Genomic DNA, 21,010 nt, shown 5'->3' with positions numbered 1-21,010 from the left:
TTACTTAGAGTAGTAGTATGTAAAAATTCCCTATCAATAGAACTCTTTACTTACCCTCTATACTAGTTTGGGAATGCTTTTCATCAATAACAAAAAAGCGCCAGTTAACTGACAAAAATATTCAGGCTATGTCCAAACACACTTATTTAAAACATGAAAAGCCATCACTGGCGCTTTCCTCAAATCAGTTTAGTAGGTTGCAATGAAATTAATTGATGAAAATATGGATTAAATAAAGAAATGTCAGGCTCATTACAATAAATGAGCCATGATCGTGAGAATAAGGTTTTAGTGTATTTAAAAAGTGAGAAATCAGATTAAAAGCAAACCCTTTAATAACCTGATTTGGCAGAGAGAACTAGTTTTTATTGCGAGATAGAAATTCCGAAAAAGCCTGATGAGCTTCTTTTGAACGTAAACGATCCTTAAATATACGCCCCTCTCGCATTAATGCCATTTGGACATCATCTTGAGCGCGATATTTAAGTAGGTCTTTACTTAAAGAAACAGCTTCTACAGGCAAGGCCGCGCTCTTTTCGGCATAAAGAAACGCCATGTTATATGCCTCACCTTCCTCACATAAATGATTTATTAATCCCATTTGATAAGCCCGCTCGGCATCAACACTCTCACCTAATACCAGTATTTCAAATGCTTTTTGATGGCCTACTAGCAGGGGAAGTAAATGACTAGACGCCGCTTCAGGGACCAACCCCAGTTGGACAAAAGGAAACTGTAATCTAGCCTCCCGTGAAGCAAGCACTAAATCACAATGCAAAAGCATAGTTGCTCCAACGCCAACAGCGCGACCTTCAACACCAGCAACAAGTGGTTTTTTATAAGTACTCAGTACTTGTAAGAAAGCCATGATGGCTTCCATTTTCTCTGGTGTTTGCGCAATTTGCACAAATTCATTTATATCGTTACCAGAAGAAAAATCCTTCCCTGCGCCATGAAGTAAGGTCACTTTTATTTCAGGGTTAAGCTCTGCTTGACGTAGCGAATCCGTCAATGCTTGATACATTTCCAAGGTAATCGCATTTTTCTTTTCTACCCGATCTAGGCACAAAATCTGTATACCAGACTCGACTCTTTCAGTAACAAAATCACTCATTACTGACGCTCCCTAAAGGTAATTTAAGTATCTGTTCATCTACTAATTTACGTACCATAGGTCCCTCTTCGGACCACCCATGACAGCTATTAATTAAATTTCCAAGAGATTTAGGAACTTGCTCAGGATATTTTTCCCCTAACGGCCCCCACATGGTTTGAAAAGCCGTCGTTGCAACCACAGGAAAAAGCTCTAAAACATGGGTACAACCGACTTTGCCACCAAAGTTTTCCTTTAGCCAACGATTCCAGCCTGATCCAATTCGCGTCCCTTTAACCGCATCAAAGCTGCCCGCTGCCCCGCCGCAATTAGGAAAAGGAAAAGAGTCCATTGAAACCCACACCTCTTTAATTAAAAACGTGTCGTCTATCGTTAGGCGAATACTGATATCATGGAAGGGACTGCCTTCTGGTACCAAACTACCATCAAACTCACGCTTTACATTATAAGGCTTCAAATCTTTCATCGTTGCCTCTATATCCCAAAGACCATCATCACGTAAAAAACCATAAGACTCGATACTGCGTCTGTGCATTAACTTACGTTTAGTCTGTGACATTACCCCTCCGAATACATCTTAAAGTGATATGTAAATAGGACTAAGCTTGCTCTTGTTCCCTTAAGGCACGACGTAGAACTTTACCAACATTCGTTTTTGGAAGCTCTTTGCGAACTTCCACAAACTTAGGAACTTTATAAGCGGCAAGATTTTCCTTGCAGTAAATACGCAAAGCCTTTTCATCAAGCGTGTCGGCATCCGCCTTCAAAACGACAAATGCTTTTACCGCCTCACCCGTTTTATCATCTGGCACACCAATAGCAGCCGATTCGAGAATCGAAGGATGAGATGAGAGGCAATCTTCCACTTCCGTCGGATAAACATTAAAGCCTGATACGATAATCATATCTTTCGCTCGATCGACTATTTGTAAATAACCGTCCGAATGTTGCATAGCAATATCACCAGTAATTAAGAAGCCATCAGCGGTCATAACTTCTTGTGTTGCACTCTCTCGATTCCAATAGCCTTTCATCACTTGAGGCCCACGTACGCACAACATACCCGCTTCACCCTGTGGTAAAGCTTCCCCATCACGCCCCTGAATCTTAATGTCTGTTTCTGCAACAGGAACACCAATTGTACCGATGTGTTCTTTTCCAATAGGATTAAAAGAAACAACGGGGGATGTTTCGGTTAAACCATAACCTTCAACGACTTTACAACCTGTCACTTTCTCCCACTCATCAGCAGCAGCATGTGTCAAAGGCATACCACCGGAGCAAGTTAATTTAAGAGAAGAAAAATCGAGTGCTCTAAACTCCTCTTTGTTACATAAGCCTACGAACAAAGTATTTAGACCAACAAAACCAGTAAATGGCCATTTTTTAAGCTCTTTCACAAAACCAGGTAAATCGCGAGGATTAGGAATTAAAATACTATGAGCACCACGCTCTAACAATGTCAGACCGTGAATGAGGAAAGCATAAATATGATAAAGCGGCAGTGGGGCAATATAGACTTCATTTTTATCATCAATAATCGAGCTTAATCTGGAGCTTAATTGATACATGTTTGCAGCCAAATTAGCATGGGTCAGCATAGCGCCTTTCGCAACACCGGTTGTGCCACCTGTATATTGCAAAACGGCGATTTGCTCGGGCGTAAGCACGACTTTATTAACCGTTTTACCTTTGCTTTTTTGTAAAACGTCATTAAGCGTCAACGCATTAGGAAGGTGGTAAGCTGGCACCATTTTCTTAACATATTTAACTACAGAGTTAACCAGTAAACGCTTTAATGGCGAATGAAAGTCGGCAATTTCTGTGATAATAACGTGCTTTATTGAGGTTTTTGCCAATATTTTTTCGACGTTATGCGCCATATTGGCAAACACCACTAACGCTTTCACGCCAGCATCATTAAATTGATGTTCAAGTTCTTTTGGTGTGTAGAGTGGATTCGTATTAACAACAATCAAACCAGCTTTCATTGCACCAAACAATACTACGGGATATTGAATGATATTAGGCAATTGAACAGCAATACGATCACCAGGCTGTAAATCCGTTTCGTGTTGAAGGTAAGCGGCAAATTGATCGGACTTTTCATTTAATTCACGGTATGTGATTGTTCTACCTACACTCGTAAACGCAGGTCGATCCGCGTATTTTTTACTCGCCAACGCCAAGATATCGGTCAATGACTGATACCCATGCGGATTCAAAGAGTCTGGCAAATAACTGCCAGCCGTTTTACCAGTATATCCATTGCTAGTAGAAGAGGTTTCTATAGCCATAATAAGCTCCATTTGTTTTTTTTATTTAGGAGAATGTGAGGCCCCTATACGATGCCACCAAAGAAGCCAATACAACCCCAAACAAACAAGACATGAGATTATATAAACATCCCATGTCTGTTTCTAACAAAGCAATTGGCGTACTCAGTAACCGAATAAAGCCTTTGTACGAAAGCTCAAGTACTTACAGTGTAGTTGAGCTTTCGAGCTATAAAATTGCAAAAAGATCCCTATTGGGGAAAAATTTGAGTCAATTTTGTCGCTAGCATGATATCGCCATCGGCACGTATTTTTCCCTGCATGAAAGCAGCCATACCATCAAGCTCACCACTCATAACGTCTTTCAAAGTATTTAAATCCATACTAAGCGTTACGGTGGGATCATCATGCTCACCTTCTCCCATTTCACATTGTCCATCTGCGATAGTTAAGTAATAACTGTCAGCATCATCTAAGTCAAATTGAAACACCGCTTCCATGTCATCCGCTTCATCCGCATCAAAACGATTTAGCATGGATTCAAACACTGCTTTTGCTTCACTCATATCATTAACCTCTTCAATCTTCTAAAACATGATTACTGTGCATAGACAAGAAAGCACAGATGATTATTTATTGTGCTAGTTAGGCGTTCAAAAATAAGAAATTATCTTCATCCATCGCCAATAAATTATCCGCACCAGACAACATGGCCTCTACATGGGCGCGAGTACGAGGCAATAGACGCTCGTAGTAGAATGTCGCCGTTTGCAATTTCGCGGTATAAAAGCCCACGTCATCGGTGCCTTCATCAAGCTTGGTTTGTGCGGTCACAGCCATACGAGCCCAGAAATAAGCTAATGCTACATAACCAGAGAACATCAAATAATCGACGGAAGCTGCACCCACTTCTTCTTTATTGCGCATGGCTTTCATACCGATTTTCATCGTCACATCTCCCCATTCGCTGTTCAATTTATCCAGCGTCGAGATATAAGATTTAAAGCGTTTATCACCTTTATGTTCTTTACAGAATTTATGGATGATTTTAGTAAAGCGACGTAATGTTGCACCTTGAGTCATTAACACTTTACGACCAAGCAAATCCAAAGCTTGAATGCCGGTTGTACCTTCGTACAACATTGCAATTCGGCAGTCACGTACGTTTTGCTCCATTCCCCACTCAGCAATGTAGCCATGTCCGCCATATACCTGAAGACCATGGTTTGCAGCCTCAAACCCTGTTTCGGTGAGAAATGCTTTTGCAATCGGTGTCAGTAATGACATCAGCTCATTGGCTTCTTCTTTTTCATCCTCTGAGCCTTTTTTGGTGATATCTACCAACATAGAACAGTAATGAATTAATGCGCGACCACCTTCAGCAAACGCTTTTTGCGTTAGCAACATACGACGCACATCAGGGTGAACAATGATTGGATCAGCGGCTTTATCTGGTGCTTTGGGGCCAGATAAAGCTCGCATCTGTAAACGATCCTTAGCGTAAGCCACCGAGTTCTGTAATGCCCACTCTGCGTGCGCCAAACCTTGTACAGCCGTACCTAAACGCGCCGCATTCATAAAAGTAAACATGCAATTCAAGCCACGGTTTGGCTCACCGATCAAAAAGCCTTTTGCGCCATCAAAGTTCATCACACAAGTTGCGTTACCATGAATCCCCATTTTGTGCTCGATGGAGCCGCATGCTACTTGGTTACGATCCGCAATTTCACCAGAATCGTCTACGTTATGTTTTGGCACAATAAATAATGAAATGCCTTTTGTTCCAGCGGGTGCATCGGGTAAACGAGCCAATACGATATGAACAATATTGTCCGCCATATCATGCTCGCCAGCAGAAATGAAAATTTTGGTACCGGTAATGGCGTAACTGCCATCGTCTTGGGGCTCAGCTTTGGTTTTTAGCATACCCAGATCTGTTCCGCAGTGAGGTTCGGTCAAACACATTGTGCCTGTCCACTCACCGGATACAAGTTTCGTTAGGTAGGTTTGTTTTTGCTCATCCGTACCATGCAATTCAATGGTATTCATAGCGCCGTGACTTAGACCTGGGTACATCCCCCAAGACCAATTCGATGTAGCAACCATCTCAGTTATCATCATACCAAGTGAATCCGGCAACCCCTGACCACCCACTTCTTCAGGATGAGATAAAGATGGCCAGCCACCTTCAACGTACTGTTGATAAGCCTCTTTGAAACCTTCGGGAGTTGTCACAACACCATCTTTAAATTGACACCCTTGCTGATCACCAACACGATTTAGAGGCGAAAGGACACGCTCAGCAAACTTGGCACCTTCTTCTAGAATTGCCGCCACCATATCTGGCGTCGCTTCTTCGGCACCCGGCAACTTAGCGTAGTGTCCGTTAAAATCAAGCATTTCTTCAGTGACGAATTTGATATCGCGCAGTGGCGCTTTATATTCAGGCATGACCTATGACCTCTTCTTGTTTTTATTCCATCTGTTCCAATAGGAACTACTTATGATAGAAAGGTTCCTCTATCGGACGCTTTCTCTCAATAACAAAAGGTGCCAAAGTTAATGACAAAATAGACCAAGTAAATAATTTTGCCAGTCAAACAATGTGAATAATGACCAGTGACGTCTGTTTATTTCTAGCAAATAACATCACCAAAGCGTGTATTAAGGCAATTCAGCAAAATGACTTTGACTAATAGCCAACCAATCTCCCTCAAGACCACCAATAATTTCCAAGCGACTGCCTCCATGCCAAAATGACCTTGTTACCACCACTTCACCTCTCGCTACATTCACAAAAAGCGCTTCGTTAGAGCTGATAACAAATACGCCTTTAATACGGTAAATACCGTTCAACTTAGATAACGCTTTAATAGTCGCGATGATGATCTCTTTATCAAAAAGCGTCTGATTGGGCCAACGCCAGCCAACAACTTTCATCTCACCTTGCTGCTTTTGGTAGCTCCAATACTCATCTTGATTAACCGATTCACTCTCATGATGAGCATGATGAGGTGGAGTTTCTTCTGGCGCTAAGGGGAGAAGTCCATTTGATATATCCGTCAAACCGATATCTAACGAATCCACATCTAATTTCATTGGGTCAGATAAAAAAAGTACCGGAGAGTTTTTGGGGTTATTTAATGACGCAAAGCGTGATTCGAGTTGATGAAAATCATCTTGCTGATAACGATCAACATGACTAAAGACAATTGCGTCAGCGGACTCTATTTGATCATTAAAAATATCATGCTGTGTATATCGCTGATCTGTTAAATGACGGGCATCCAACACACAAAACGTACCTGTTAATAAGAGTACATCTTGATAAGAAGGGCCACGTAACTTTTGTATAATTTGCTTTGGATGACCAAGACCGGAAGGCTCAATAAGAATTCGATCAGGATTGTAGCGCCGTATTAATTGATTTAGACCTTGTTGAAAGGCGGCAGACGTGGTGCAACAAACACAACCTCCGGGCACCTCACTAATTGCTACATCTAAGTCCGCATAAAAGGCACCGTCTAAGCCTATTTCGCCAAACTCATTCACCAACACGGCCCAGCGTTCATTTATAGGAGATTGCTCAAGCAAATGTCGTATAAGAGTCGTTTTACCCGCCCCTAAAAACCCTGTTATTAATGTAACTTTTATCCCTTGATAACGCATAATTCGAGGATCTCAATAGAACTTTTATATTAAAAATTGTAAGCAAAAATGACACTCGTAGTGGCATCCGTATTCTTCTTACTATTTGGCACGTCACTATTATGAGTAATACTGTAAGCAGCCTTCATACTTAAGTCTTTTCTGAGTTTTACACTAATAGATGTCTCTGATTTGGAACGACTATTTTTGTCTTCTTGTAACGCCACTTCACTACTAAAAAACTGTTGAAACGTCGCCATAGAGTTAATAGTGTAATCATACTGCAACTCTATATGAACAATAGCGTTATTATCGTCTTCTCCCTTGTCTGTTTTACTGAAGGAATAGCCAGGACCGAGACTGTAATCAAGAAAATAATCATCATCGGATAATAAACGGCCAGAATAACCAACCGAAAGCGTATTTTGATACTCGTAGCCACTGAAACGGTCTCCTGTATAGGAGCCATAAACAAATACCGAACTGTTTTCACTGTTTAATTTATAATCGCTTTGCGCTGATAAAAATATTTTTTGGGCTGTTGTCTTGGTGTCATCTTCCCCTTCGCTTTTACTTTTTTTATAAAGCGTATCCAGAAGATACTTATTCTTCCAGTTTGGAAAATCCTGCTTTATTGTTGCTTTTCCTTTTAATGCTGCACTTTCTGTATTACCAGAAGTAGAAATAATCCCCAATTCCAATTCAGCACTTAATGGTTCTAATGGGGTAAAAGGAGTTTCGGCATAAACAAAAGGTGAAGAACAAGCCAATATAGCAAGCACAACTCGTTTTATAGGCTCCATTTGGATACGTCCCTTCTATCTCATCATCAAGATTTCATAACAGCTAAAAAGGAAGTTCTGGAGATAGAAAATCAACAGCAAATAAAAAATGCCTCCTTCCTAAATAGCCGTTAGGTCTAAGAGACATTTTCACATTGATAACGACTTATCACAGTCAAAATACTGCTAACTATATGGAAAGTAATAGACAAGAAAATACCGCCCCCTTACATTCATAAATCGTATTTTTATGGGCTAAATCGAACCTTGACGTTATTATTAACATCTTTGCTATGGCGAATTAATTCGTCTCCAGCTAATGCTCGAGAAGACTTAGCCAGACGATCATAGAGCAAAACATTGACTGAAGCAGCGAGGTTCATACAACCTATAGTAGGTACAAAAACCACAAAATCAGCACGGTCAACGACATGCTGTGCAATCGTGCCGTCTTCTGGGCCAAAAATATATAAGGCTTTCTCAGGATGATCGAAAGCTGGCAATGGTGTCGCCCCTTGAATCAAATCCACACACACGATCTTAGTTTGCTCATCAACCGCATCCATTAACTCAGCTACACCAAGACTTTCAATGTTAATCAAGGGAATTGAAGAGCTCGCTTTTTTGGTGTCCGTAGACATCTTTGTGGCACGATCATAACGATTTCCAGAGTACAAAACTTGATCAACTTGATAACAGCCCGCTGCTCTCATCACTGACCCCACATTAGAGATACTTTTTGGATTCGTTAACCCAACAAAAACACATTCTTTTTGCATCGATAATCTACTAAGCCTGAATGGAAAATGCGATATTAGCATTTTTCACGTATCCAGTTTCATTCAATAAATCAGCGATTATTGCGCTAACATGAAACTTAGCAGGAAAAAATAAGTAAAAAGAAGTACAAGTTATAACGTCCTCTTTCGCTAACCATCCAGATTGGTAAACTAAAATTAAAAATAGGGAAGGTACGAAAGGGTTCTCTTTGCTCAGCATGTGTAGAAAAGCCCGTTGTTCGAGGCGAGTGCCGAATGTGAATAGTGATTCTATTTTCGAAGTGCTCAACAAAGAACATAAGCTTTTAGATCATGTCCTGCGGGTCTTTAGGAGGAAACGCCATATGTCTTTAAAAGGTACCTAGATTTCTTCAGAGTCGCGCCTTATTTGACGTTTTCTCTGAAAGACTGAGACTTAGTAAACTTATTCTCACCTTCCCTAGAGTTAATTGATCAACATTATTCAGGAATACCATGAATCTTATTAAAAAGTTTGGTCTGACCTTACTTGCTGCTGCCTCATTTCAAACTCAAGCCGCTTCAGTATGGAAAGTTACCTCTGGCAGCCACACTCTGTATATTGGCGGAACTATTCATTTACTAACGGCTCGAGATTACCCTTTACCAAGCGCCTACGAAAAAGCTTATCAAGCCTCTGATAAAGTGGTTTTCGAAACTAATATGGATACCTTAAGTCACCCTGCATTTAGGCGACAAATGCAAAGTGAGCTGTCATATTCAGACGGCACCACTATTGACCAAGTCATTAGCCCAGACACCTACCAAGCACTTAAAGTCTATTTAGACGCTCGTCAAATTCCTATGATGGCTATAGAACACCTGAAACCTAGCGCGTTGGCTATTTCTTTAAGCATGATTGAACTAAAGCACATGGGCTTTACCAGTGCAGGCGTAGATCAATTTTATGCTGAGAAAGCACAACAGGACAAAAAGCCACAAGGTTGGTTAGAAGAACCTGAAGCCCAGCTTGAAATGCTAAGCGGCTTGAACAACCAAGACAGCAACGAAGTAATTAACTACACCTTATCAGATATAAAAGATATGCCTAAAACAATGCATGACCTCAAAAAAAGCTGGCGCAAAGGCGACATGGAAGCCATGGCGAATATTGAATTAAAAGATTTTAAACAGGATTACCCTGATGTTTATCAATCTCTTTTGGTTAATCGTAACAATTCTTGGATGCCACAAATAGAAACCATGCTTCAAGATAACACGGTAGAATTCATCATGGTGGGTACGATGCACCTAGCCGGTCCAGATAGTATACTCAACAAGCTCAAAGACAGTGGCTATCAAGTCTCACGACTTTAAACCGCAATCATAGCTAATAGAGTAAAAAGGCGGCCAGAGACGTGTTTTTACTCTTTCATCAGACAAATCTATTATTTATTGCTTTTTTCCTCCCCAAAGCGCTTCGAATTTTTTATACTTGCCGCCGAAATTAATAACTGACCAAATGATCAGTTAAAAAACTCCACCTCGGTATAGTGTTAAACGAGCCCCTCAAACCAAACTCGTATTAACTCTACATCGTCGCCCACTAGCAAAAGGTTGCGCAATGCTCGAACGTTATTTTCAACTTAAAGCACACAATACTTCAGTTCGTAATGAAATCCTTGGCGGTATTACGACTTTCCTAACGATGGCTTACATCATTTTTGTTAACCCTTCTATTTTGGCTCAAGCAGGAATGGATCAAGGTGCGGTTTTTGTCGCAACCTGTCTTGCGGCAGCAATTGGCTGCTTAATCATGGGGTTATACGCGAATTACCCAATAGCCCTAGCACCCGGCATGGGATTAAACGCTTTTTTCACTTATGGCGTAGTATTAGGCATGGGCTACACATGGGAACAAGCGCTTGGGGCGGTTTTCTTATCTGGCGTATTGTTTATCTTCATCAGTATTTTTCGCATTCGAGAATGGGTCATCAATGCCATTCCGTCTTCATTGAAATTAGGTATTGCGGCGGGCATTGGCTTATTCTTGGCGATGATTGCTTTGCAAAACTCCGGCATTATTGTACAGAATTCGGCTACCATTGTTTCCCTTGGCGACTTGTCTTCTCCTTCAGCCATATATGGCCTTATGGGCTTCTTTGTCATCTGTGCTTTGGCGTATTTAAACGTCACAGGTTCTGTGATGATTGGCATTCTTTTTGTGACTATATTGTCTATTTTATTTGGCCAAAATGAATTCGGCGGTGTTGTATCTATGCCTCCCTCCATCGCACCAACGTTTCTTGCAATGGACATAGAAGGCGCCTTTCAAATTAGCATGCTAAGCGTCATTTTCGCGTTTTTCTTTGTCGACTTATTCGATACATCTGGCACTTTGATTGGCGTTGGACAGCGTGGCGGCTTATTAAATGATAAAGGCAAATTACCCCGTTTGAAAAAGGCTTTATTAGCGGACTCAGGAGCGACCGTTGTCGGTGCCGCTTTAGGTACGTCTTCCACAACAAGCTACATCGAAAGTGCTTCAGGTGTCGCTGCAGGCGGACGCACAGGCTTAACCGCAGTGGTTGTGGCTTTGTTATTTCTATTAAGTTTGTTCTTTGCACCATTAGCAGGGTCCATTCCAGCCTATGCAACAGCCGGCGCATTAATGTACGTCGCCGTTTTGATGGCAAGTAGCCTTTCTCATGTAGATTGGGACGACATCACTGAAGCCGCTCCCGTATTAATCGCCGCTTTCACGATGCCATTAACCTACTCTATTGCCGATGGTATCGCTTTATCCTTCATCAGCTATGCCGTTATTAAGCTTCTATCGGGTCAAGGCAAACAAGTTAGCCTCGCAGTGTATTTATTGGCTGCCTTATTTATCGCTAAGTTCTTTATTTTTGTTTAAGAGTAACGACTAAAAAGAGAGGGTAAAGACATTCTTTACCCTCTCTTTTTCCTATCTAGCTAATAAACCACTACCGTCACAACGAAAAACACCAAAATTTTCACTTATTTCTAACCCTGACTTAGCAAGTACAGTAGTCGCGAAGCTCTATCTACTATATGATTCGCCATCATTTTTTACCCTGTAAGCGAAACACACATGTCTGACAATGCACTCTACACAGACTTATCTGGCTACTATGATTTAATGTGCGCCGATATTAATTACCAAGCTCAAAGCAACAATGCACATCGACTACATCAGATTTTTGGCAACGGTGGTAAAAAACATTTAGATTTAGCTTGTGGTACAGGTCCGCATATTGGCTTTCTTCAGCAACAAGGTTATCAATGCAATGGTTTAGACATTAATCAGCCAATGCTTGATATCGCACAGAAGCGTTGTCCTGATGCGCAATTTCAATTAGGCAATATGTGTACTTTCGATGCCATTGAGCCTTACGACTTTATCACCTGCTTTTTATATTCAGTTCACTATAGTGGGGATATCAAAAATTTCATCCGCTGTATTCAAAGCGTGCACAATGCGCTCAATGAAGGTGGTGTATTCTGTTTTAATTCGGTCGACAAAAACCATATCGACAACAGCTTATCTGCAAAACACAGTGTTATGCATGATAACAGTGAATTTTCATTCGCTTCATCTTGGTTTTACTGCGGTGAAGGAGAAAAGCAAATACTTAAACTGAGTATTGCAAAAAACAATGCAATAGAAACGCAGTTCTGGAAAGATGAACATCCCATGGTAGCGATGAGCTTTGACGAATTACAACAGCATTTAACTCCGTACTTTGATGTGCATATTTTTGAACACGAACACGACAAAATTCAGCCTTGGGATAAGCAATCAGGTAATGCCATTTTTGTGTGTATCAAAAAAGAACAGAGTAATACGTTGGCTTAAGATTCAGCCATAGAGCGATATTTTAGAATCAGTGCGATAATTTCGTGATCACTGACTGAAGAAGATAAAGACTCATTGATAGAACGTCGCTGCGGTAAACGAATGTTGAATTTACTTTTTAATAATCCAACGACTTGCGAGTCGGAATTCGGGTCAAACGTCTGACTTGCAAAAATGCAAATTCGCTGTAGTACATATTCTTTGGCGGTATTTATCATGTATTTCCTAAGATTGTAGGGAAAAACAGCAAGGCTTCCCCTTTTTTAAATAGGCCTAAACAAATAGGCCGAACGCTTATTAGCAAATTGTGTGTTTAATTAAAGTATAAAAAGGCAAGGTCACTGAGAGGCAAACTCTCGTCATAGCTTAGTACTTTGAGGAAAACGGCTATTCGAACGCATAATAAGATCAGTCGCCTTCTAATATGAGCTGAATAAATCGTTTTGTCCACTACTCCTTGTTATAAAAACAAACTAAATGAAAGTTAATCTTCTATTAGTAACGGCAAAGTAATTTCCACCAGCAATCCACCTAATACGCTACGCTCTGCTCGAATCAAGCCTTGATGCTGACGAATTGCATTATCGGCAATGGCTAAACCTAAACCTGTTCCGCCACTGTGCCGATCCCGGGCCGTCGACACTCGGTAAAAAGGCCTAAAAATAGACTCTAATTCTTCCTCTGAAACACCATCACCATCATCTTCTACTCGAATAAATAACGTACCATCTCTAACTTGCAAAGAAACCTGTATATGTTGCTTCGCATAGTGAATAGCATTGCGAACAATGTTTTCTAAGGCACTCTTCAGTAATTGTGGGTGACAATGTATTTGTCGATCCGGCAAGGACGATACCAGTAGGTTCTTATTCATTTGTTGGGCCTCAAATTGACTGTCTTCTAACAAGTCTCCAAACAAATGTTTTAACGCTTGTACTTGCCTATCCACATGACTGTCTACCTGCACTCTGGATAATTCCAACAGCATAGCAATCATTTGTTCAAGGCGCTGCGCTTCGGTATCAATACGTGTTAAATCGGCACTCTCTCCTAGCTTTCTCTTCGCAAGCGCCTGGGCCATTCTTAAGCGTGTCAAAGGCGATCGTAACTCATGAGAAATATCCGATAGTAAACGTTGCTGTCGAGAAATCATCAAATTAACAGCTTCCACCATTTGATTAAAACTGGCCCCAGCTTGGCGAAACTCAGAGGCCCCTTTTTCAAGTTCAGGGTCAATCTCAAAAATGCCTTTAGCGACTCGTTGTGCCGCCTCTTCAAGGCGACGTGCAGGCTGACTCAACGCCCAAGCCAACCATAACAATAACGGCGTACTTACTAGCATCACTGCTAATAATAAACGCAACGGATGATCAAATAGCTGCAAAAAGAAATGCGGAGGCTGATCCCATCTTGAACCAAAAAAAAGATAGTAATCACCATTCGCCAACCTAACAGGCAAAGGGCCAGAAATCATCATCTTGCCGTAAAGTTTTTGCTGAGGATTCTCTGGGCTATCAATAGATGTCACGAAATTACGTAAAGCCTTGTAACTAAAGTCAGTACGTCGCTTCATAGTAATAATATTGCCATCAAGATCACTAAGAAATAGGCGCAATTTTTTATCATTTGGGCGCCGGTGTGACCAATCATCTAAATAATTAATAATCGGCTCGATAGATTTCATTGAAGAAAATTGCAGCTCAATACGGTCACGTATTTGTTGCATTTGATGATAATAGCGAGGCTCTATATTTCTTGTTTTTCGTGGATCAAAGTGTGGCAAGGCCAGTACAGCAAGCAACACTAAAAACATCGTAAACCAAAAAATCGCAAAAATACGCCCATATAAGCTGGTAATCTTTGGTAAGCGCATTAATCGCCCTCCACCAACAAATACCCTCGACCACGCAAAGTTTTAATTCGTGGCTTACCATTTGGCCAATCCGGTAGCTTCTTACGTAAGTTGGAAACATGCATATCTACCGCACGATCAAACGCAGCTAAGCGTTTACCCAATACATCTAGACTTAATACTTCCTTTGTTAAAACTTGACCGGGATGAATCAAAAAATGATGCATCAGCGCAAACTCTGTACTGGTTAAATCCAACAAATCACCATTGCAATAGGCCTCTAAGCGACCAGGATAAAGCGTGATGTCTCGATAGGTCACACCATCATTTTGCGGCTGCCCTTGATTGGTCTGAGTTCTACGAAGGATGGCACGAATTCTTGCTAATAGTTCGCGCTCACTAAAAGGCTTAGGTAAATAATCATCGGCTCCCAATTCAAGCCCTACCACGCGATCAATCTCTTCTCCTTTTGCCGTTAACATCAAAACAGGCACTGTCCATTTTTCACGAAGCTGCTTAAGAGTTTCAAAACCATTCAGCTTTGGCATCATGACATCCAGCAAAATCAAATCAACACTCTCGCTGATCGACGACAAACCAGACTCTCCGTCATAAGCCGTAGAAACAGTGAAATTTTCAAAAGCTAACACCTCTTTGAGTAAATCACTCAATTCGATGTCATCATCAATGATTAAAACATGTGCCATGCGCATTCCTAAAAATTAAAGATCTATAAGTGGTCAACCTGTCTCGCTGTAAAAGCATTTAAAAGACGCATCGCCTTATGGCGACGTTGCTATTTTACGTCTAAATGCTCTAGGCGCCGCAGCCTTTACGATACTTTACCTTGCTAATACGCCGCTTTACCTTACTGCCGCTATTCTACTTCCATGCGTATAGAGCGCAGTGTTGTTCGATAATTTAACCTTTTGAATGAATAAGGAAAAGAAAATGAGACTATCTAAAAAAGTCGTTTTAGCCACTGTCGTTTTACCTATTATTTTAAGTAGTCAAGCATTTGCTTCTGGTGGAAAAGACCCAAAAAACCATCCACATCATCAAGAATGTCGTCTAGGACTAGATCGCGGCATGATGAAAGAACTCAACCTGACAGACGACCAAAAAGAACAATTTAAAACGCTTCGTCAAGCAAACTCAAAAGCCAAGAAAGAACAATTCAAAGACAGACAAGAACAGCGTAACCAAGACCGAATGGCACACTTAGACAAAATGAATAACCTATTGATGGCCGACAAATTTGACCCAGCCAAAGCGACTCAACTAGCCAAAGAAATGTCAGAGAAGCAAGTCGAGCGCCAAGTAGAAATGCTAAGCAAACAACATCAAATGTTAAGTATTTTAACGCCTGAACAAAAAAATAAATTCATCAGCCTACAGAAAGAACATAAGAATGACTGTCGCGACGATAGACCTAGTCATAAAGGCAAAGACCGTTTCTAATTTTATGTCACATACCAATACAAAAAGGCGACACGATGTCGCCTTTTACTTAGTTTCGCTTCCAAATTCTAGCAACCGCCCGATCAGTTCCCAGCAATCCAACTATTTCACAAATTAACCCAGTCAATAAAAACAGTAGGATCGGAATCACACCAGCAAGTTCACGCGTTACTAAAGTGACTGCCAAAGAAGCCGATGCAATCACCAAACACAGTCCTCCGAGCACAATCAATATCGTTCGGTGAGATGGCTTATAATCGTATTCCCCTTCTCCAGACTCAAACATACTCAAAACCGGAAAACAGAGCTTTCTCAGAAGCGATTTCATAAACAACACCCTTTAAATGAGTCTAAAACTACCTATTCACGTAAAAATAATATCTTATTTATATCATCAGCTTACCCAAAAATACGAACTCAGATTAAATAAATAATGCGTTTTCATTAAACTTTAAGCTATTGATGCCGCTTACATGGTAAATAAAATCGCAAAGTACAGACTTTGCGTTGCATTTTTATTTATCGAATACATGGAGAAGAACATGAAAAAAATACTACTTGCAGGTTTGGCGGCAACAACAATTGCCCTTTCAACTGGCGCTCAAGCGGCGACATTTACCTACCTAGATTATGGTTTTGGTAAAATAGACCCAGACAATTCCAACCCGTCTAATGATGACTACTCTTCTCTTTCTGGTGCTTTTGAGTTAGGAAATGGCCCGTTCATTGCTGCAGAATCAACAGAGTATGGCGACCTTGACGTTACTGCGATTGGTGCAGGCATTTATGCGCCTGTGGGTCGAGCCTCAAACCTGTTTGGTACGCTGCAATTAGTCAAAGCTGATTATGGTAATAATGATGAAACAGGTTACAGGTTTACTGCTGGCTTGCGTAGCTCATTGGCTGACCGATTAGAGTTTGAAGGAAAATTCAAATATGATGATGTTTTTAGAGAAACAGACAGCAGCTTTGCTCTAGCACTTAGATACTACATGACCAAAAACTTCTCGATTGGAGCAAATTATGACGTAGCTCAATTTGCTCAGCAAGATCAAAACGCCATTTTTGCTTCTCTAAGACTGGCTCTGTAACTAAGCGATATAAAGTTAAATATTGCATACATAAAAAAGGAGCGGAAGTTTAGAACTTCAGCTCCTTTTTTTGATTCTGGACTTTACTCAGCAAACTTTCGTTAACCAGTTATGCTTGTCCTCTGCTTTACCCCATTGAATATCATTCAATGCTTGGCGTAGCTTCTGCGCAATAGGGCCTGGTTCACCTGTTCCAACTTTGTACTCTTTCTCGTTATGAATGAAAGTACCAACAGATGTTAATACTGCAGCTGTACCAGACAATACCGCTTCTACTTCTGGCTTAGCAGCGCGCTCTAACAATTCAGCAACGGTTAAATCACGTTCACTCACTGTCATTCCCAAATCCGCTGCCAGCGTTAAGATAGAAGAACGCGTCACACCATGTAAGAAAGAAGAGTCCAAACCTTTGGTAATGATTTCGTTGCCATCGATCAATAAGAAGTTAGCCGCACCTGTTTCTTGAACATCACCATTTGGGCAAAATAAAATCTGATCAGCCTGAACTTCTTCTTTTGCTTTCGAAATAGGGCCCAAAGCACTGGCGTAGTTACCACCACTTTTGATCATACCCATATGTGGCGCACAACGCATACCGGTTTCATCCAATAGCAAGCGAAGCGCTTTATCACCACCAGTGAAGTAATCACCAACAGGAGACAACAGCACATACAACATTGATGTTGCCGTTGGTGCAGCCGCTTTGCCCACGGCGGCTTCCGTACCAATATGAGTCGGACGAATGTACATGGACCCTGGCGGCTCAGGAACATCTGTAGCAAACTCAGCGACCACATCAACAATCATTTTAGACACTTGGGCTTCATCAATCGTAGGCAAAGACAACAAACGTGAGCTTTGAGCCAGACGTTTAATATTTTGGTCCATACGAAATACATGTACGCTACCATCCGCATGGCGAAATGCCTTCAAGCCTTCAAAACAAGTACTTGAGTAATGTAATACATGGGCACCAGGATGCATTTGAATACTGTCTGATGCGACAATGCTTGCATCACTCCATTGATTATTTTCGAATGTTGCCAATGCCATTTTAGGCATAAACACGCTACCAAAAGCCGCCATTATTGTTTCCTATAAAGTTAAATGATTACAAACAACACCAGTGATCAACACCAATATTATGTGGACTCTAGGCTTTACCTCTCGCCCAATCTCCCGATAGTAAAACGGAAAACAGCTCGAAGAAAGCAAATCGTAAACCACGGATCAAACAGAATGTGTATTTTCAGTATATTTGCTAATTTTCACCAGAAAATACACCAGCAGAAGAGTGATGAGACGTGATAAGAATATTACCTGTTGAAAAAGAAGTGCTCAATAACCCAAAGTAAAAATCCCTAGGTAACAGACAAAATAACCTTATCGCCGCCACAGTTTTTTGCCTGATACATAGCTTTATCAGCAAACTGCACCAACTCCAACGCCTCTTTTCCATATTCAGGGTAACAAGCAATACCAATACTGGCAGAAACAGACAACAAAGCACCTTCAATAACAAAAACATCCGATAAGGCAACACGGATCTTTTCAGCGACCAAAGAAGCACTTTCTGTATGGTTTACCTTATTTAAGACAATTAAAAACTCATCGCCTCCCAGACGCCCAACCGTATCAGACTTACGAACACAGCCAACTAACCTAATCGCTATTTGCTGCAACAGTAGATCTCCAATGGCATGCCCATAACCATCATTAATCTCTTTAAAACCATCGATATCAATAAACAAAACTGACAATCCGGCTCTCTCACGCTCCGCGAGCATAAGCGACGACTGCAAACGATCCAAAAGCAAAGTACGATTAGGTAACCCCGTTAAATCATCATGACCTGCGGCATAAAGCAACTGAGCCTCCATTTTCTTGCGCTCGGTGATATCATGAGCCACTGCGATTCTTACCTGATGCTCGTCAGACCATCTCGCCGACCACAACACATTCACTACCTTACCATCCTTACGCACCCACCGATTCTCAAAGCCAGGCAGCATATAACCACCCACCACAGATTCAGCAACATCCAGCGTTCTTTCCCTATCTTCTGGATAAACCATTTCTACCATAGGTTTACCAATCACTTCTTGTGGAGCATAACCAAACATCTTTTCAAACGCTGCGCTGACAAAAACAAATATTCCATCACGATCTACAATACAAACGGCATCCAGCATGAGCTCCATCACATCAGCTAGATTAATCGCAAGTTCTTTTTTATTCATAAGGCAGGCACCCAAACGCATTAACATTGTTTAAAGAAGTATAGAAAACAAGCTAACCCAGCGTCGTATCTAAATATTGATTATCTATGGTGTTTGCCTAAAAAATCTATGTAAATTACATAACGTAACGAGATTATCTAACCTCAGCAAAGTTAAGAAGATAGACGATATAACTGACAGCCATAATATTTACGATAACCGTCAACCAAAACATCGCTAAAAAACGCCGCTTTTGAATCTTATGACGAAATAGTTTTTGTCCCAATAAAGCACCGAGCCACCCACAAAATAAAGACAACCAATGCAGGGTCGATTCTCGTACTCTCTGCTTACCCCGTTTAGCCGCCGACTTATCCGCACTATAAATACAAAAGGTAACCAGCCCCATAATCCCATAAAATCCCAGCAACACTATGAAACCAGACACCTTATTCCTTACCTATCGAATCAAGCATCATAAACACTACTCTTCTAGTTTGCCGCGAATGTCTTCCATTCGCTTGCGATTCACCCCAAAGTCGGAATGCCCAACGCGAGAGGCAGAACGAATATCAACCATCACTTCCCCATCTCGTTCTTTGGCAAACAAAAACTCCACATCATCGACAAAACGAAACACCGCTGATGTGAACTCAGCATGGATGTAATTCTCTTCATTCACCACAACCTTAGTACGCCTCGAAGACTCCAGTACCGACATCACCTTGTCATGGGCAGACGCCATAGACGCCTTCAACACAATAGGCTCAATGTAATGCTTATCACCGACAGCAGCCTGACTGCTCACACAGTTTGGCGAGCTAGGACACGCCGCTAACTTTCCATTAGAAACACCTAATTTCGGCATATGGCTTGAACACCCTTGCAATAAAATAAACACAAATAAATAGAAAAACGTTCTGTTCAACATCCCCAACTCCCGCGTAAAAGCACCCGAGCTAAATCAATCAGCTCGACACTCCTAACAACTCATCACGAATCAAACACAATAAAAACGTCTCTCGTTCAATCGACATCCCTTTTTTTTCACTGTTTTTAATTGTCTCGATATTATGCTCAATCGCCTCATGAATATTAATCCACACTGGCTTCATACCATTTTTCACTTCGTAATCTTCCAGGCTGGTCTCGCCTAACTGCTCGTCAATCTCACAGGTATAGCAATAAGACTTCATCTGCATGATATCGAAATCCTCTCTATACCAAGGCCGAAACTCTTCATACAAACCAAACGCCTCGACATTACGAATATTCCTTGCGCCAGTTTCCTCCGTTAACTCACGGATCAAACCATCAACCTGATCTTCCCCTTCATCAATCCCACCACCCGGCAAGGTGTAATCATCATAACGCTGGGTATAGAGCATCAAAATATCCTCGCCTTTTAAAATAATTCCACGGGCAGCAAGACGTAAGAAGGAAGATTGATCAACAGACTCGAGACTAGGATGAATTGATGACTTTAACAAACGCATAGATTGGGTACTTCGTGAGGTTGAGTTAATTTTCTTTGATCCACAAGTATATCTGTTACACCTCAACGATTCCTAGTTTGCATACATGGCTTCGCCCTGCTGAGCGAAAAAAGGTAGGGATTACAAAGCGTTTGAATGGAAGCAAATAAGCTAAAGAAGCGGCTTCGACGCGACGAAGTTGCGCGACTTTATGGAGTTTCAGGGTCATTAACAGAAAGACTTTCACAAACAGAAAAGCCAATCTATGCCTTACGATAAAAATCGTCTTGCCAAACTAGTATTTAACAATATGAATGAGACGTTTGGGCGATAGCCCGATAAAGCGCATTTTTGGTTACTTTTTGGGCGCTTGCAAAAAGTTACCCGCTCAGCAGAGCGGAAAAAAGGTGAGGAATACAAAGCGTTTGAATGGAAGCAAATAAAGAACACCTTGAACAAAGTGTTCTTTATTAAT

At 41.2% G+C, this 21,010-nt stretch carries 22 protein-coding genes; 5 read left to right on the top strand and 17 right to left on the bottom strand.

Annotation, left to right across the window (positions count from 1 at the left end):
- Positions 1-358 precede the first annotated feature (358 nt).
- The 8 genes from C0J08_RS07625 to C0J08_RS07590 form a co-directional block, all read right to left on the bottom strand.
- Positions 359-1,114 carry an enoyl-CoA hydratase-related protein gene (locus C0J08_RS07625; RefSeq protein ID WP_212655495.1) on the bottom strand — a complete coding sequence of 252 codons (756 nt, stop codon included), beginning with the start codon at positions 1,112-1,114 and terminating at the stop codon, positions 359-361.
- Complete coding sequence (locus tag C0J08_RS07620) at positions 1,107-1,673, bottom strand: DUF2889 domain-containing protein (RefSeq protein ID WP_212655494.1); 567 nt, start codon at positions 1,671-1,673, stop codon at positions 1,107-1,109. Before C0J08_RS07620 ends, C0J08_RS07625 begins: the two co-directional genes overlap by 8 nt.
- Positions 1,674-1,713: 40 nt before the next feature.
- Positions 1,714-3,411 carry an AMP-binding protein gene (locus tag C0J08_RS07615; RefSeq protein WP_212655493.1) on the bottom strand — a complete coding sequence of 566 codons (1,698 nt, stop codon included), beginning with the start codon at positions 3,409-3,411 and terminating at the stop codon, positions 1,714-1,716.
- Between the two features lie 230 nt (positions 3,412-3,641).
- Positions 3,642-3,956 carry an SCP2 sterol-binding domain-containing protein gene (locus C0J08_RS07610; RefSeq protein ID WP_212655492.1) on the bottom strand — a complete coding sequence of 105 codons (315 nt, stop codon included), beginning with the start codon at positions 3,954-3,956 and terminating at the stop codon, positions 3,642-3,644.
- Positions 3,957-4,035: 79 nt separating this feature from the next.
- On the bottom strand, positions 4,036-5,841 hold the full coding sequence (locus C0J08_RS07605; protein WP_212655491.1) for an acyl-CoA dehydrogenase C-terminal domain-containing protein: 1,806 nt from the start codon (positions 5,839-5,841) through the stop codon (positions 4,036-4,038).
- Positions 5,842-6,054: 213 nt separating this feature from the next.
- Positions 6,055-7,059, bottom strand: coding sequence for a CobW family GTP-binding protein (locus C0J08_RS07600; protein ID WP_212655490.1), 1,005 nt, complete (start codon positions 7,057-7,059; stop codon positions 6,055-6,057).
- Positions 7,060-7,088: 29 nt separating this feature from the next.
- A complete protein-coding gene (locus tag C0J08_RS07595) occupies positions 7,089-7,841 on the bottom strand; it encodes a DUF481 domain-containing protein (RefSeq protein WP_212655489.1) in 753 nt (250 codons plus the stop codon).
- Positions 7,842-8,068: 227 nt separating this feature from the next.
- The gene (locus C0J08_RS07590; RefSeq protein ID WP_212655488.1) at positions 8,069-8,599 is read right to left on the bottom strand and encodes an RNA methyltransferase; all 531 of its coding nucleotides are present in this window, start codon (positions 8,597-8,599) and stop codon (positions 8,069-8,071) included.
- A gap of 474 nt (positions 8,600-9,073) precedes the next feature.
- Here C0J08_RS07590 and C0J08_RS07585 point away from each other — a divergent pair, with 474 nt between their 5' ends.
- The 3 genes from C0J08_RS07585 to C0J08_RS07575 all read left to right on the top strand — a co-directional run bounded on the left by C0J08_RS07585 (position 9,074) and on the right by C0J08_RS07575 (position 12,437).
- Entirely contained in the window at positions 9,074-9,934 is an 861-nt protein-coding gene (locus C0J08_RS07585) for a TraB/GumN family protein (RefSeq protein ID WP_212655487.1), read from the top strand.
- A gap of 247 nt (positions 9,935-10,181) precedes the next feature.
- Positions 10,182-11,474, top strand: coding sequence for an NCS2 family permease (locus C0J08_RS07580; protein WP_212655486.1), 1,293 nt, complete (start codon positions 10,182-10,184; stop codon positions 11,472-11,474).
- 198 nt (positions 11,475-11,672) lie between these two features.
- Positions 11,673-12,437, top strand: coding sequence for a class I SAM-dependent DNA methyltransferase (locus C0J08_RS07575; protein WP_212655485.1), 765 nt, complete (start codon positions 11,673-11,675; stop codon positions 12,435-12,437).
- Here the strand turns inward: C0J08_RS07575 and C0J08_RS07570 are convergent.
- From C0J08_RS07570 to C0J08_RS07560, 3 genes are all read right to left on the bottom strand, one after another.
- Positions 12,434-12,655 carry a hypothetical protein gene (locus C0J08_RS07570; RefSeq protein WP_212655484.1) on the bottom strand — a complete coding sequence of 74 codons (222 nt, stop codon included), beginning with the start codon at positions 12,653-12,655 and terminating at the stop codon, positions 12,434-12,436. The two genes, C0J08_RS07575 and C0J08_RS07570, sit on opposite strands and share 4 nt — an antisense overlap.
- Positions 12,656-12,921: 266 nt before the next feature.
- The gene (gene cpxA, locus C0J08_RS07565) at positions 12,922-14,310 is read right to left on the bottom strand and encodes an envelope stress sensor histidine kinase CpxA (RefSeq protein WP_212655483.1); all 1,389 of its coding nucleotides are present in this window, start codon (positions 14,308-14,310) and stop codon (positions 12,922-12,924) included.
- Entirely contained in the window at positions 14,310-14,996 is a 687-nt protein-coding gene (locus C0J08_RS07560) for a response regulator (RefSeq protein WP_212655482.1), read from the bottom strand. Before C0J08_RS07560 ends, cpxA begins: the two co-directional genes overlap by 1 nt.
- Before the next feature lie 244 nt (positions 14,997-15,240).
- On the opposite strand from C0J08_RS07560, the gene C0J08_RS07555 reads away from it, so the two are divergent.
- Entirely contained in the window at positions 15,241-15,750 is a 510-nt protein-coding gene (locus C0J08_RS07555) for a CpxP family protein (RefSeq protein ID WP_212655481.1), read from the top strand.
- A 49-nt stretch (positions 15,751-15,799) separates the two neighbouring features.
- On the opposite strand, the gene C0J08_RS07550 is transcribed toward C0J08_RS07555, so the two are convergent.
- Positions 15,800-16,078, bottom strand: a complete 279-nt coding sequence (locus C0J08_RS07550) for a hypothetical protein (RefSeq protein WP_212655480.1) — start codon at positions 16,076-16,078, stop codon at positions 15,800-15,802.
- 214 nt (positions 16,079-16,292) lie between these two features.
- Here C0J08_RS07550 and C0J08_RS07545 point away from each other — a divergent pair, with 214 nt between their 5' ends.
- Positions 16,293-16,841, top strand: a complete 549-nt coding sequence (locus C0J08_RS07545; RefSeq protein WP_212655479.1) for a hypothetical protein — start codon at positions 16,293-16,295, stop codon at positions 16,839-16,841.
- Between the two features lie 87 nt (positions 16,842-16,928).
- Here the strand turns inward: C0J08_RS07545 and C0J08_RS07540 are convergent, their stop codons facing one another.
- The 5 genes from C0J08_RS07540 to C0J08_RS07520 all read right to left on the bottom strand — a co-directional run bounded on the left by C0J08_RS07540 (position 16,929) and on the right by C0J08_RS07520 (position 20,556).
- The gene (locus C0J08_RS07540; protein ID WP_212655478.1) at positions 16,929-17,927 is read right to left on the bottom strand and encodes a branched-chain amino acid aminotransferase; all 999 of its coding nucleotides are present in this window, start codon (positions 17,925-17,927) and stop codon (positions 16,929-16,931) included.
- Positions 17,928-18,202: 275 nt separating this feature from the next.
- Positions 18,203-19,081: a diguanylate cyclase domain-containing protein gene (locus C0J08_RS07535; RefSeq protein ID WP_212655477.1), complete on the bottom strand. Its 879-nt coding sequence runs from the start codon at positions 19,079-19,081 to the stop codon at positions 18,203-18,205.
- Between the two features lie 133 nt (positions 19,082-19,214).
- Positions 19,215-19,508 carry a DUF1294 domain-containing protein gene (locus tag C0J08_RS07530; RefSeq protein WP_249344569.1) on the bottom strand — a complete coding sequence of 98 codons (294 nt, stop codon included), beginning with the start codon at positions 19,506-19,508 and terminating at the stop codon, positions 19,215-19,217.
- Between the two features lie 36 nt (positions 19,509-19,544).
- A complete protein-coding gene (locus C0J08_RS07525) occupies positions 19,545-19,991 on the bottom strand; it encodes a DUF1499 domain-containing protein (protein ID WP_212655476.1) in 447 nt (148 codons plus the stop codon).
- Between the two features lie 37 nt (positions 19,992-20,028).
- Positions 20,029-20,556 carry an NUDIX domain-containing protein gene (locus tag C0J08_RS07520; protein WP_212655475.1) on the bottom strand — a complete coding sequence of 176 codons (528 nt, stop codon included), beginning with the start codon at positions 20,554-20,556 and terminating at the stop codon, positions 20,029-20,031.
- Between the last annotated feature and the right edge of the window lie 454 nt (positions 20,557-21,010).

Source organism: Marinomonas sp. CT5 (genome assembly GCF_018336975.1).
Classification (GTDB): Bacteria; Pseudomonadota; Gammaproteobacteria; order Pseudomonadales; family Marinomonadaceae; genus Marinomonas.
This window is presented reverse-complemented; position numbering and strand designations above follow the sequence as displayed.

Coding starts and splice junctions, on each gene's coding strand:
- C0J08_RS07625 (WP_212655495.1), bottom strand. CDS start 1,114: ATGAGTGATTTTGTTACTGAAAGAGTCGAGTCTGGTATACAGATTTTG.
- C0J08_RS07620 (WP_212655494.1), bottom strand. CDS start 1,673: ATGTCACAGACTAAACGTAAGTTAATGCACAGACGCAGTATCGAGTCT.
- C0J08_RS07615 (WP_212655493.1), bottom strand. CDS start 3,411: ATGGCTATAGAAACCTCTTCTACTAGCAATGGATATACTGGTAAAACG.
- C0J08_RS07610 (WP_212655492.1), bottom strand. CDS start 3,956: ATGAGTGAAGCAAAAGCAGTGTTTGAATCCATGCTAAATCGTTTTGAT.
- C0J08_RS07605 (WP_212655491.1), bottom strand. CDS start 5,841: ATGCCTGAATATAAAGCGCCACTGCGCGATATCAAATTCGTCACTGAA.
- C0J08_RS07600 (WP_212655490.1), bottom strand. CDS start 7,059: ATGCGTTATCAAGGGATAAAAGTTACATTAATAACAGGGTTTTTAGGG.
- C0J08_RS07595 (WP_212655489.1), bottom strand. CDS start 7,841: ATGGAGCCTATAAAACGAGTTGTGCTTGCTATATTGGCTTGTTCTTCA.
- C0J08_RS07590 (WP_212655488.1), bottom strand. CDS start 8,599: ATGCAAAAAGAATGTGTTTTTGTTGGGTTAACGAATCCAAAAAGTATC.
- C0J08_RS07585 (WP_212655487.1), top strand. CDS start 9,074: ATGAATCTTATTAAAAAGTTTGGTCTGACCTTACTTGCTGCTGCCTCA.
- C0J08_RS07580 (WP_212655486.1), top strand. CDS start 10,182: ATGCTCGAACGTTATTTTCAACTTAAAGCACACAATACTTCAGTTCGT.
- C0J08_RS07575 (WP_212655485.1), top strand. CDS start 11,673: ATGTCTGACAATGCACTCTACACAGACTTATCTGGCTACTATGATTTA.
- C0J08_RS07570 (WP_212655484.1), bottom strand. CDS start 12,655: ATGATAAATACCGCCAAAGAATATGTACTACAGCGAATTTGCATTTTT.
- cpxA (WP_212655483.1), bottom strand. CDS start 14,310: ATGCGCTTACCAAAGATTACCAGCTTATATGGGCGTATTTTTGCGATT.
- C0J08_RS07560 (WP_212655482.1), bottom strand. CDS start 14,996: ATGGCACATGTTTTAATCATTGATGATGACATCGAATTGAGTGATTTA.
- C0J08_RS07555 (WP_212655481.1), top strand. CDS start 15,241: ATGAGACTATCTAAAAAAGTCGTTTTAGCCACTGTCGTTTTACCTATT.
- C0J08_RS07550 (WP_212655480.1), bottom strand. CDS start 16,078: ATGAAATCGCTTCTGAGAAAGCTCTGTTTTCCGGTTTTGAGTATGTTT.
- C0J08_RS07545 (WP_212655479.1), top strand. CDS start 16,293: ATGAAAAAAATACTACTTGCAGGTTTGGCGGCAACAACAATTGCCCTT.
- C0J08_RS07540 (WP_212655478.1), bottom strand. CDS start 17,927: ATGGCGGCTTTTGGTAGCGTGTTTATGCCTAAAATGGCATTGGCAACA.
- C0J08_RS07535 (WP_212655477.1), bottom strand. CDS start 19,081: ATGAATAAAAAAGAACTTGCGATTAATCTAGCTGATGTGATGGAGCTC.
- C0J08_RS07525 (WP_212655476.1), bottom strand. CDS start 19,991: ATGTTGAACAGAACGTTTTTCTATTTATTTGTGTTTATTTTATTGCAA.
- C0J08_RS07520 (WP_212655475.1), bottom strand. CDS start 20,556: ATGCGTTTGTTAAAGTCATCAATTCATCCTAGTCTCGAGTCTGTTGAT.